This is a genomic window from Agrobacterium sp. LAD9 (assembly GCF_003031125.1).
GTDB lineage: Bacteria > Pseudomonadota > Alphaproteobacteria > Rhizobiales > Rhizobiaceae > Agrobacterium > Agrobacterium radiobacter.
Genome location: NZ_PHGS01000027.1, coordinates 52,730 through 65,043 on the forward strand (window position 1 = coordinate 52,730; position 12,314 = coordinate 65,043).

A 12,314-nucleotide genomic window follows, 5' to 3' on the forward strand; every position below is an offset into this window, starting at 1 on the left:
TAGTTGCGCCTCTGGAATCACGAAAAGGTTTGCCTGCATTCGCGCGGCATGCCAAAGAGCGCGGCATGGACGCTGCGATGACAAATTTCGAAACGAAGCTGCGCGAAAACGCGGCTAAAACCGAAGCCCTGCTTGGCCGCCTGCTTTCCGGCGAAGCACGCGCAGACGAGATCACGCGCCCGCAAAACCTGCTCGACGCCATGCGCCATGGCGTGCTGAACGGCGGCAAACGCCTGCGGCCCTTCCTCGTCATCGAAAGTGCCGCCCTTGCGGGCGGAAATGCCGAAGCCGCCCTTTATGTCGGCGCCGCGCTGGAATGCCTCCATTGTTATTCGCTTGTTCATGACGATCTGCCCGCCATGGATGACGATGACCTGCGCCGCGGCCAGCCGACGGTGCATCGCAAATTTGATGAGGCGACCGCCATTCTCGCCGGCGACAGCCTGCTGACGCTTGCCTTTGATATCATCGCCTCGGACGAAAATCCGCTCGCGGCCGAACGCAAGGCCGCGCTCGTGCTTTCGCTTGCCCGCGCGGCGGGCATCGGCGGCATGGCGGGCGGTCAGGCCCTCGATCTCGCTGCTGAAAAGAAGACGCCGGATGAAGCCGGCGTCATTACATTGCAGGCTATGAAAACTGGCGCACTGCTGCGTTTTGCCTGCGAAGCGGGCGCAATCATCGCCGGCAGCGATGTTTCTGAAAGGCAAAGGTTGCGTCACTTCGGCGAAAAGATCGGCCTCGCCTTCCAGCTTGCCGACGATCTTCTGGATTTGACGGCCGACGCCGCCACAATGGGAAAGGCGACCGGCAAGGATGCCGCGCGCGGCAAGGGAACGCTCGTGGCATTGCGCGGCGAAGACTGGGCGCGCCGCAAGCTGCAGAAGCAGGTGGCGGAAGCTGCGGAACTGCTGGCTCCCTATGGTGAAAAGGCCGCGATTCTCATCGCGGCCGCTAGGTTCATCGCTGAACGGAAAAGCTGAGCCGGTTTCCCTCTCAGCTTCCCATCATCCAATCAGCCCTTGAGCGGCGAAATCAGCACTTCGACGCGACGGTTCTGGGCGCGACCGTCAGACGTTGCATTCGAGGCGATCGGCTGCGACGGGCCGAAGCCGAGCGTCGAAATACGGCGCTGGTCGACGCCGCGCGCGCCGATATAATTCGCAACCGATGCGGCGCGACGCTCGGAAAGCGCCTGGTTATGCTGCAGGCTGCCGGTGGAATCGGTGTGGCCGTTGATGTCGATGAGCGTGCGGTTGAACTTGTTCAGCACGATGGCGACAGAATCGAGCGTCGGGTAGAATGGCGGAATGACCTGATCCTGGTCCGTCGCGAAGGTGATGTTCGACGGCATGTTGAGAACGATGTTGTCGCCGCGGCGAGTAACCGAAACACCCGTTCCCTGAAGCTGGGCGCGAAGCTCGGCTTCCTGACCATCCATGTAATTGCCGATAGCGCCGCCGGCGAGCGCGCCGATGCCCGCGCCGATAAGCGCGGCATTGCGGCGACCGGTCGGCGAACCGCCGACAGCCAGACCACCCAGAGCACCGACCACGGCGCCGATGCCGGCACCGCCGGCGGTGTTCGACATCTTCTGTTCACCCGTATAGGGATCGGTGGTGGTGCAGGCGGAAAGATAGGTCCCGCAAAGGGCGACGATCGCGATTTTTTTGATCATGTGTTTTGATGCTCCGAGAGGTTCAGGAGGTATGACAGTGGAATTCCGGCCTTTTCACGGTACTCTTTACTCCGCCGCATCTTTCCGGCCAAAACGCTTTTCGATGTAATCGATCACAAGCGCTTCAAAATCGGCGGCGATATTGGGTCCACGCAGGGTCAGCGCCTTCTCTCCGTCGATGAAGACGGGCGCTGCGGGGCTTTCGCCGGTTCCGGGTAACGAAATGCCGATATCGGCATGTTTGCTTTCACCGGGGCCATTAACGATGCAACCCATGACGGCGACATTGAGCGCCTCGACACCAGGATATTTCTCACGCCAGATCGGCATGTTCTTGCGAATATCGTTCTGGATATTCTGGGCAAGTTCCTGGAAGACGGTGGACGTGGTGCGCCCGCAGCCGGGACATGCCGCAACGACCGGAATGAACTGACGGAAACCCATGACCTGCAGCAATTCCTGCGCCACCTGCACCTCGCGGGTGCGGTCGCCATTCGGCTCCGGCGTCAGCGAAACGCGGATCGTATCGCCAATACCATGCTGCAACACGTAACCCATGGCGGCGGATGAAGCGACGATGCCCTTCGAGCCCATTCCCGCTTCGGTGAGACCGAGATGCAGGGCGTGGTCGGAGCGTTCCGACAGCATCGAATAAACGGCGATGAGGTCCTGCACCTGGCTGACCTTGGCCGACAGGATGATGCGGTTGCGTGGCAGGCCGATCTCTTCGGCAAGCTCGGCGGAAATCAACGCCGACTGCACGATCGCCTCGCGCGTGACCTGACGAGCGGAGAGAGGGAAGCCCTGCTCCTTGTTCTTGTCCATCAGGGTCGTCAGCAATTCCTGATCGAGCGACCCCCAGTTGACGCCGATTCGCACCGGCTTGTCGTATCGGATCGCCATTTCGACGATCTCGCCGAACTGCTTGTCCTTCTTGTCCTTGAAGCCGACATTACCGGGATTGATGCGGTATTTCGCCAGCGCCTCGGCACAGGCAGGGTGATCGGCGAGAAGCTTGTGACCGATATAATGGAAATCGCCGATCAGCGGCACATCCATGCCGAGACGCAGCAGCCGCTCGCGGATTTTCGGCACGGCGGCAGCGCTCTCATCGCGGTCGACGGTGATGCGCACCATTTCCGAACCGGCCTGGAAAAGCGCCGCCACCTGCTGCACGGTGGCGTCGATGTCAGCCGTATCGGTATTGGTCATCGACTGCACGACGACGGGCGCACCGCCACCGACGATGACACCGCCCACGTCTACGGCGACGGATGCGCGGCGGGGCTTCGGATCGTAATCGGCATGTGACGTCATGGCGGTCTCTGGAGCTTGCGGCAAGGTCTGGCAATTGAGGTGAAACAAGGGGGCCTCCTTGTCAACACCCAACGCGCTGGAGCTTCTACTTTACCGCAATCATGGCAAAATTCGAGACGCCTATTCCTTGCCCGCACCATCAGCATGCCGGGCGAGCCGTGAAAGTAGCAGAACGACCACATGCAGCAGCGGCAGAGCGAGAAACACGCTGGCAAGACCGGTATGTTCAGCGATGAAGCCGATCGCCGAGGGCGCTACCAGAATGCCGGAATAACCCATGGTGGTGACGACCGAAAGGCCGATGCCAGGCGCCAGTCCCGGCATATTGCCCGCCGCCGAAAAGGCGATCGGCACCATGTTGGAAATACCGATACCGGCAATGGCGAAACCGATAATCACGAAAGTGGAATTTCCCGCAAGGCCCGCAATCAGAAGGCCGGTGATCGACACGACCGAGCAGAAACGCAGGGTTCGGACCGCCCCGAACCTGTCACGCACCAGATCGCCGGCAAACCGCATGATCGCCATGGTCATGGAAAATGCCGCGAAAGCGAAACCGGACTGCGAGACGGAAGCGCCCAGTTCGTTGCGCAGATAAAGGGCACCCCAATCGAGGATGGCGCCTTCCGGAATCATCGAGAATAACGCCATCAGGCCGATGATCCAGGGCAGTGGCGTCAACGGCAGGCCGCCTTTCGGGCGTTCCTCCTCAGGATGCGGGCGATCCGCGAGAACCCGCGGCCATGCAATGACCAGCAACACCAGCGCAATGACCGTCAGCGCAACGGCATGCCCCTGCACACCGATCGCCGTGATGAGATAACCGCCAAGACCAGCGCCGATCAGACCGCCGAGGCTCCAGAAGGCATGGCACGACGACATGATGGCGCGGCGCATATCCCGTTCCACCGCCACGGCATTGGCGTTCATGGCGACATCCATCGCCCCCGTCAGCCCGCCGAACAGAAATACCGCGATCACCCCCGCCCACACCGTGCCGGCCCAGGAAATGAAAAGCAGCGTCGGCAGAAAGATCGCGGCGGTGACAAGGCTCACCGTGCGCGAGCCGAAACGGGCGATCTGCGAACCGGCAATCGGCATGAAAACCAGCGAGCCAATGCCGAAAACCAGAATGATGAGGCCAAGCGCACTTTCACTGAGGGAAAGACGCGCCGCAAATTCCGGAATCTTGGGCGCCCATGACCCCATCATGAAACCATTCATCAGGAACAACAGGGAAACGCCCAGCCTGTGCCGTGTCAGATAGGACGAACGCATGCCTGTCGGCGAAAATGTCGTGGGGCCATTCATCGGCAATATCCTTCAGACTTGACCGTGGGAAAATCGGGCGGCGTCTTCATCGCCGCAATGAATCTGTACGCCCTTTGCCGACAGCGCCTCGACGAATACGCGGTCGGCATCCTGCTCCAGCACGAGGGAAAGAGGTGGAGAAAAATCATGCACATGGAAAGCAGCCTTATGGCCGAGCTTTTCCGTGGTAATCGCTGCGACGATCCGCTGGCTGGCGCTGCAGGCAAGCCGCTTGAACACCGCATCTTCAAAAACATCCGCCGACAGACCCGTCTCGGCCGCAACGCCGCACACACCGAGAATGCAAAGATCGGGCCGCATCAGTTCGAGCTGCCGAAGCGCCATGGCGTCGATAGCCGCACCTACAGCCGGATCGACTTTTCCGCCGATCAGCACCAGATCGATATTGGCCCGCCCCGTCAGTTCGGCGGCAATGGCTGGCGTATTCGTCACCACTGTCAGGTTGAGACCGGCAGGGATCGCGCGTGCGATGGCGAGATTGGTGGAGCCGGCATCGATGAAGACGACCATGCCCGGTTCAAGCAGCGGGACAGCGGCGCGCGCCAGCATGGCCTTGCGGTCCGCATCCTCGGCAATGCGCGTCTTCAGCGGCACCGTCTTGCTGTCGGAAAGCAGCGCCCCGCCATAAACGCGTAGGCATTCCCCGCGGGCCGCCATCTCACGCAGGTCACGACGCACCGTGTCTTCGGAAACGCCGAAGTTCTGCGCAAGATCCTGCGCCAGCACACGGCCGCTTTGCCGCAACTGTGCGAGGATAAGCGCCTGCCGCTCACTGACGAAATGATCACTCATGGAGACTCACGCATAAACAGGAATAAACGTGCACAAACATGCATATTCGAGTTTCTACGGAAGTGCAATAAAAAACGCCCGCCGAAAGGCGGGCGTCTGACTGTGTAACGAGAGATTCGAGCGGCTTTTATTCGGCGTAAGCGATCAGCAGATCCTTCGCGTCGATCTGGTCGCCGGGGCGCACCAGAACTTCCGCGATCTTGCCGTCGCGTTCGGCGTGAAGCGCAGTTTCCATCTTCATGGCTTCGATGGAGAGCAGCACGTCACCGGCCTTGACCTCCTGACCCTGATTGACGAAGACGCGACTGATAACGCCGGGCATCGGTGCGCCAATATGGACAGCATTGCCCGGTTCGGCCTTGCGGCGCACGGCTGAGCCGGAAGCACCATGGGCGCGATCCGGCACCTTGATGCGGCGCGGCTGGCCATTGATCTCGAAGAACACCGTCACCATGCCCTTGTCATCAATGCCGGACGAGGCCTGATTGACGATGACAAGGGTCTTGCCGCGCTCGATATCGGCAAACAGCTCCTCACCATCCTCCATGCCGTAGAAATAGGCATGGGTGGGCAGCACGGAAACGGGGCCGTATGTCTCGGCGGTGAGCGCGAAATCGGTGAACACCTTCGGATACATGAGATAGGACGCGAACTCGAAGTCGTCGACCTTGCGCTCCAGCTTGGTCTCGATCACCTTCCGCTCCGCGTCGAGATCGGCATCTGCCAAAAGCGAACCCGGACGAACGGTATAGGGCGCTTCGCCCTTCAGCGCCTTTTTCTGCAGGGCTGCCGGCCAGCCGCCTGGCGACTGTCCGAGATCGCCTTTCAGCATCGAAACCACCGATTCCGGGAAAGACACTTCACGATCGGGGTTTTCGACATCGGCGACCGTCAGATCCTGGCTGACCATCATCAGCGCCATGTCACCGACGACCTTGGAGGACGGGGTTACCTTGACGATATCGCCGAACATGCGGTTGGCATCGGCATAGGCCTGCGCCACCTCGTGCCAGCGGCTCTCCAGACCCAGCGACCGCGCCTGTTCCTTGAGGTTGGTGAACTGGCCGCCCGGCATTTCGTGCAGATAGACTTCCGAAGCCGGTCCCTTGAGATCGCTTTCGAAAGCCGCATACTGGTTGCGAACAGCTTCCCAGTAGAAGGAAATGCGGCGGATCCATTCCGTATCAAGACCCGTATCGCGTTCCGACCCTGCCAGCGCCTCAACGATCGAACCAAGGCATGGCTGCGAGGTGTTGCCGGAGAAGGCATCCATCGCGGCATCGACGGCGTCAACGCCAGCATCCACGGCCGCAAGAACGGTGGCGGCGGAAATGCCCGAGGTATCATGGGTGTGGAAATGGATCGGCAGACCGGTCGCCTCGCGCAGCGCCTTGAACAGAACCTTGGCGGCAGCCGGTTTCAACAGGCCCGCCATGTCCTTGACGGCGATGATATGAGCGCCTGCCTTTTCAAGCTCGGCGGCAAGGCCGGTATAATATTTGAGATCATATTTCGGACGCGCCGAATTCAACAGATCGCCGGTGTAGCAGATGGTCGCTTCGCAGAGCTTGTTCTCCTCGGCAATCGCATCCATCGAAACGCGCATATTCTCCACCCAGTTCAGGCAGTCGAAGACGCGGAAAAGATCAACCCCGCCCTTTGAGGCCTGGCGGACGAAGTATTTCACGACATTATCAGGATAATTCTTGTATCCGACGCCGTTTGCACCGCGCAGCAGCATCTGCAGCAGCAGGTTCGGCGCGCCTTCGCGGATAAGCGCCAGGCGCTCCCACGGGTCTTCAGTCAGGAAGCGCATGGAAACGTCGAACGTCGCACCACCCCAGCATTCCAGCGACAGAAGTTGCGGCAGCGCCTTGGCGTAAACACTCGCGACATGGGCGATGTCATGGGTGCGAACGCGGGTAGCGAGAAGCGACTGGTGCCCGTCGCGCATGGTCGTATCGGTGACCAGCACGCGCTTTTCATTACGCATCCAGTCCGCAAAGCCCTTCGGGCCAAGCTTGTCCAGCAGCTGCTTTGTGCCGTCAGGTGTCGGCGCATCGATATAAGGCACGATGGGCTTCGCCGCCTTTTCGGACGGCCCGGCGCGACCCTTGGTTTCCGGGTGGCCGTTGACGGTCACGTCGGCGAGATAGGTCAGAAGCTTGGTGGCGCGGTCCTGACGCTTGACCTGTGCGAAGAGCTCCGGCGTCGAATCGATGAACCGGGTCGTATAGGTGTTGTTACGGAAGCTGTCGTGACCGATGATGGCTTCGAGGAAGGTGAGATTCGTCGCCACGCCGCGGATACGGAATTCGCGCAGCGCGCGGTCCATGCGGTTGATCGCCTCATCCGGTCGCGGTGCCCAGGCCGTCACCTTCACAAGCAGCGGATCGTAATAGCGGGTGATGACAGCGCCGGTATAGGAGGTGCCGCCGTCCAGACGAATGCCGAAGCCCGAAGCGGAACGGTAGGCGGTGATACGGCCATAGTCCGGAATGAAATTATGCTCCGGGTCTTCGGTCGTGATGCGGCACTGCAGCGCATGGCCATTGAGACGGATGTCCTCTTGGCGCGGAACGCCGGATTCCGCCGTGCCGATGGCGGCACCTTCGAGAATATGAATCTGCGCCTTGACGATATCGATACCGGTCACGACTTCGGTGACGGTATGCTCCACCTGAATACGCGGATTGACCTCGATGAAGTAAAATTTGCCGGTATCGGCATCCATCAGATATTCGACCGTGCCGGCACCGATATAATTGGTCGCGGCGGCGATCCTCAGGGAGTAGGCGGCCAGTTCTTGGCGCTGCGCTTCGGACAGATAGGGCGCAGGCGCACGCTCGACGACTTTTTGATTGCGCCGCTGGATCGAACAATCACGCTCGAACAGATGCACGACATTGCCATGAGTATCGCCGAGAATCTGGCTTTCGACGTGACGCGCACGCTCAACCAGCTTTTCAAGATAAACTTCATCCTTGCCGAAGGCGGCTTTCGCTTCGCGCTTGGCTTCCGTCACCTCGCGGGCGAGGTCCTCCTTCTTGCGGATGGCGCGCATGCCGCGACCACCGCCGCCCCAGGAGGCCTTGAGCATCACGGGATAGCCGATCTCTTCGGCCATGCGTTCCACTTCCGCTATATCGTCAGGCAGCGGATTGGTGGCGGGAACAACGGGGACATCAACCGAGATCGCCAGATTGCGGGCGGCGACCTTGTTGCCGAGCTGGCGCATCGTATCCGCCGTCGGTCCGATGAAGGTGATGCCGGCATTGTTGCAGGCCTCCACGAATTCGGGACTTTCAGACAGGAGACCGTAACCGGGATGGATCGCGTCTGCTCCGGAGAGCTTGGCCACGCGGATAACCTCCTCGATCGAAAGATAGCTCTCGATCGGCCCCATATCCTTGGCGAGATGCGGCCCTCGGCCAACCTGATAGGATTCGTCCGCCTTGAAGCGGTGCAAAGACAGCTTGTCCTCTTCCGCCCAAATCGCAACGGTTTTAATCCCAAGCTCATTCGCTGCCCGGAAAACGCGGATCGCAATTTCGGATCGGTTGGCAACAAGTATTTTCGATATCTTCAAGACGGTCTCCCCACACGCCAAAACAAAACTTCTGCTGCACTGCGGAATTAAGCAGCAAAACCCGGTCTTGGAAAGGGCAATTCCGGCGAGAACTGTCCTGTTTGCGCTAGCTCAGCAATCCATGACGAAAAGCAAGCGCTACGGTGTGCTGTCGGTTCTTGGCGCTGAAACGGCGCTGGATTCCGTTGATATACCAGTCGACCGTGTGGTTGGAGATCGATAGCTGACGTCCGATTTCCGTTGATGTCATGCCGTCTGCCATCAGCGTCAGCACCTCCATTTCGCGCCTCGTAAGCTCGAGAGCGGAAACGTCGGGGGCATTGCTGAAACCATGAGCCTGCCCGGAAAGATCGAGCAGCCGCCAGAACACGGCACGCGTGGCAGCATCAAGCAGCTCCACCTGCAAGGAGGGCAATTGCCGATCCTGACCGCCAATGAAGACCGCACCGATGAATCCCGCGCGACCGTGCACGGGAAAGGCATAACCGCCCTGCAGACCGTAACGTCCGGCATCGTGGAAAAAGACGCTCGCCCTTTTGCGATGCATCGCACGCGGCAGGCCCTCAAGCGCTTCCTTCCATTGAAACGGCTTGTGCACCATGCCGATCACCTTGCGGACGGGATCGACGAGATTGTATTTCTTGGCCCTGTAGACCTCCAGCCAGCCTTCGGGCAGATGTTGCGCGAGAATGTGTCCACTGGAGGCGATTTCCCCGGTCATCCGCCTGCTGACGAGAAAATATTCGAAACCGTATTCGCGAATGAGCGTTGCAAATTCGGAGCGAACGCGGTCGGCGCTTCCCGCCTGGTAACACGCTGAGATGAAGTGAAGAATATCATGCATAAAGACACGGGGTCCGGAGCTTGGCTTGAAGGGAATGACACGGAGGACATGGTCCCGCGATGACGTCATGTTACTCGGGCGCCGGTCGGTTGAGATTGAACATATCGTCGTTATCAATCCCTGAAACGAAGATGCTAAATCTTGTGACGGCAGGCCCCGGGAAACATCGGGTTCGGTTTTTTCGGTTCGCACGCGCGGTCAATCTGTTAAGCCGCCATTCAGACAGAAAGAGCGATAATTACACAAAATTCGCCGTCTCATGCAACCTTGCTAAAGTAGCATGGCGTTGAGGCCGAACAATAAACCGCTTGAAAAGACGCACGGACTGGATTGAAAATTTGACCTTGTTTCAGGTTTATACACGCGCTCTGCGCTATCTGACCGTTCATAAATGGCGTGTGACGGTGGTCGTCATTGCCAACGTCATTCTTGCAGCGATCACCATCGCCGAACCCGTACTGTTCGGCCGGATCATTGACGCCATCTCTTCTGGCTCCAATGTCACGCCCATTCTCATTTTGTGGGCGGGTTTTGGCGTCTTCAACACCGTCGCTTATGTCGCGGTCGCCCGCGAGGCCGACCGGCTGGCCCATGGCCGGCGCGCTTCGCTGCTGACGGAAGCCTTTGGGCGCATCATCTCCATGCCGCTCTCCTGGCACCATCAGCGTGGCACATCGAACGCCCTCCACACGCTGCTGCGCGCCAGCGAAACGCTGTTCGGCCTCTGGCTCGAATTCATGCGCACGCATCTGGCCACTTTCGTCGCGCTGGTGCTGCTTGTGCCGACCGCCATGTCCATGGACATGCGCCTCAGCTTCGTTCTGATTGGCCTCGGCATCGTCTACTGGTTCATCGGCAAGTGGGTCATGGGCCGCACCAAGGACGGCCAGGCTTCGGTTGAAGAGCACTATCACAGCGTTTTTGCCCATGTCAGCGATTCCATCAGCAACGTGTCGGTGCTGCACAGCTACAACCGCATCGAGGCTGAAACGAAGGCGCTGAAATCCTTCACTGAAAAGCTCTTGAGCGCACAATATCCGGTGCTGGACTGGTGGGCCTTTGCGAGTGCTCTGAACCGCACGGCCTCCACCGTTTCGATGATGATCATCCTCGTCATCGGTACCGTTCTGGTCAAGAACGGCGAATTGCGCGTCGGTGACGTCATCGCCTTCATCGGTTTTGCCAATCTCCTGATTGGCCGTCTGGATCAGATGCGGCAATTCGTGACGCAGATTTTCGAAGCCCGCGCCAAGCTTGAGGATTTCTTCGTTCTGGAAGATTCTGTCAAGGAACGGGAAGAGCCGGGCGATGCCCGCGAATTGTCGAATGTCTCCGGCACCGTGGAATTCCGTCACATCAATTTCGGTTTCGCCAATACCAAGCAGGGCGTTCACGACGTTTCGTTCACGGCCAAGGCCGGTGAGACTGTTGCGATCGTCGGACCGACGGGCGCCGGCAAGACCACGCTCATCAATCTGCTGCAGCGGGTTTACGACCCCGATTCCGGCCAGATCCTGATCGATGGAACCGATATTTCGACGGTGACGAAAAACTCGCTCCGCAACTCCATCGCCACCGTGTTCCAGGATGCCGGGCTTCTAAACCGCTCCATCCGCGAAAACATCCGTCTCGGCCGTGAATCGGCAACGGATGCGGAAGTGGTGGAGGCAGCGGCAGCGGCAGCGGCAACGGATTTCATCGACAGCCGTATCAACGGCTATCTGACCCAGGTCGGTGAACGCGGCAACCGCCTGTCCGGTGGCGAGCGCCAGCGCATCGCCATTGCACGCGCCATCCTGAAGAACGCTCCCATTCTGGTTCTGGACGAAGCGACCAGTGCGCTGGACGTGGAAACGGAAGCCCGCGTGAAAGCCGCTGTCGACGCGCTGAGAAAGAACCGTACGACCTTCATCATCGCCCACCGCCTTTCCACGGTCCGCGATGCCGATCTCGTTCTCTTCCTCGATCAGGGCCGGATCATCGAAAAGGGTACTTTCGATGAGCTGAGCCAGCGCGGCGGACGCTTCACCTCGCTGCTTCGCACCAGCGGCCTGCTGACAGAAGATGAAGGCCAGCAGCCCCGGCCAAAGGCCATAGCTTCCTGAGTGTTTGGCTGACAGAATGAGAACAGGGCGGACAGCATGCTTGTCCGCCCTTTTTTCTTTGCCCGCTTCCCGACGGCAGTGCCAGATCACAGGTCTCCTATCGGAGAATTCCGGTCAAGGAACTGGCCAGCCAAAAATCGATCTGCCCGAATGGGAGGACATTTCCCAGAAAGGCAACGATACCTGCTGCGAGATTAGTCAGGAAAACTCCGAGCACCACGCCAAGCGTTACTCCGACGCTCCTCTTCCGCGGGTAGCGCGCCAACCAACACGACAACGCCAGGGAAAGAATGGCGAGCAACACCAACAGTGCAGGTTCTGTGAAAAAGGTGTTGAATTGCAAGGTAACTCCCTTTCCGATCGACCGAGAATATCGCGAAACACGCGGAGACCAATCAAGATTCCTGAGTGCAAATCCTGAAGCAGACCATAGATGACAGGTTCCTACCGTTGCCCGTCTTCAGTAATTAATCACTCGCAACTGCTGCTTTTTTCCGAAAAGATTGACGACAGGTCGGACCGGACAAATCCGGCACTGCGCCGTGAAGGCCTTCGCCTGCATGACCTTATCTCGGTGCCGCAGGACTTTTCAGCCGACCGCTGCGAAGGAGACCGGGCTTCCGGGCCATGATCCGGCCGATGTGCCAAGTCGGAAACCAA

The 12,314-nt window shown here is 59.5% G+C and carries 8 protein-coding genes; 2 read left to right on the forward strand and 6 right to left on the reverse strand.

The features are described from left to right. The first annotated feature begins 65 nt into the window (after positions 1 to 65). Positions 66 to 980 (forward strand): polyprenyl synthetase family protein, encoded by a 915-nt coding sequence (locus DA915_RS24970; protein WP_107677627.1) that lies wholly within the window; start codon positions 66 to 68, stop codon positions 978 to 980. A gap of 32 nt (positions 981 to 1,012) precedes the next feature. Here DA915_RS24970 and DA915_RS24975 read toward each other — a convergent pair whose 3' ends face one another. The 6 genes from DA915_RS24975 to DA915_RS25000 form a co-directional block, all read right to left on the reverse strand. After that, positions 1,013 to 1,675, reverse strand: a complete 663-nt coding sequence (locus tag DA915_RS24975) for an OmpA family protein (RefSeq protein WP_107677628.1) — start codon at positions 1,673 to 1,675, stop codon at positions 1,013 to 1,015. 66 nt (positions 1,676 to 1,741) lie between these two features. Further along, positions 1,742 to 2,992 (reverse strand): flavodoxin-dependent (E)-4-hydroxy-3-methylbut-2-enyl-diphosphate synthase, encoded by a 1,251-nt coding sequence (gene ispG, locus DA915_RS24980; RefSeq protein ID WP_003505135.1) that lies wholly within the window; start codon positions 2,990 to 2,992, stop codon positions 1,742 to 1,744. A gap of 120 nt (positions 2,993 to 3,112) precedes the next feature. Further along, positions 3,113 to 4,303, reverse strand: a complete 1,191-nt coding sequence (locus DA915_RS24985) for an MFS transporter (protein ID WP_107677629.1) — start codon at positions 4,301 to 4,303, stop codon at positions 3,113 to 3,115. Positions 4,304 to 4,315: 12 nt separating this feature from the next. After that, on the reverse strand, positions 4,316 to 5,116 hold the full coding sequence (locus DA915_RS24990) for a DeoR/GlpR family DNA-binding transcription regulator (protein WP_003505138.1): 801 nt from the start codon (positions 5,114 to 5,116) through the stop codon (positions 4,316 to 4,318). Positions 5,117 to 5,243: 127 nt separating this feature from the next. Then, positions 5,244 to 8,705 carry a pyruvate carboxylase gene (pyc, locus tag DA915_RS24995; protein WP_107677630.1) on the reverse strand — a complete coding sequence of 1,154 codons (3,462 nt, stop codon included), beginning with the start codon at positions 8,703 to 8,705 and terminating at the stop codon, positions 5,244 to 5,246. Between the two features lie 106 nt (positions 8,706 to 8,811). Further along, a complete protein-coding gene (locus tag DA915_RS25000) occupies positions 8,812 to 9,549 on the reverse strand; it encodes a LuxR family transcriptional regulator (RefSeq protein ID WP_003505141.1) in 738 nt (245 codons plus the stop codon). Positions 9,550 to 9,887: 338 nt separating this feature from the next. On the opposite strand from DA915_RS25000, the gene DA915_RS25005 reads away from it, so the two are divergent. Beyond that, the gene (locus DA915_RS25005) at positions 9,888 to 11,654 is read left to right on the forward strand and encodes a glucan ABC transporter ATP-binding protein/ permease (protein WP_107677631.1); all 1,767 of its coding nucleotides are present in this window, start codon (positions 9,888 to 9,890) and stop codon (positions 11,652 to 11,654) included. Positions 11,655 to 12,314: the final 660 nt, after the last annotated feature.

Bases quoted from the DNA above. Each gene is read 5' to 3' on its own strand.
- DA915_RS24975 (WP_107677628.1), bottom strand. From the start codon at position 1,675: ATGATCAAAAAAATCGCGATCGTCGCCCTTTGCGGGACCTATCTTTCC.
- DA915_RS24990 (WP_003505138.1), bottom strand. From the start codon at position 5,116: ATGAGTGATCATTTCGTCAGTGAGCGGCAGGCGCTTATCCTCGCACAG.
- DA915_RS24970 (WP_107677627.1), top strand. From the start codon at position 66: ATGGACGCTGCGATGACAAATTTCGAAACGAAGCTGCGCGAAAACGCG.
- DA915_RS24985 (WP_107677629.1), bottom strand. From the start codon at position 4,303: ATGAATGGCCCCACGACATTTTCGCCGACAGGCATGCGTTCGTCCTAT.
- ispG (WP_003505135.1), bottom strand. From the start codon at position 2,992: ATGACGTCACATGCCGATTACGATCCGAAGCCCCGCCGCGCATCCGTC.
- DA915_RS25000 (WP_003505141.1), bottom strand. From the start codon at position 9,549: ATGCATGATATTCTTCACTTCATCTCAGCGTGTTACCAGGCGGGAAGC.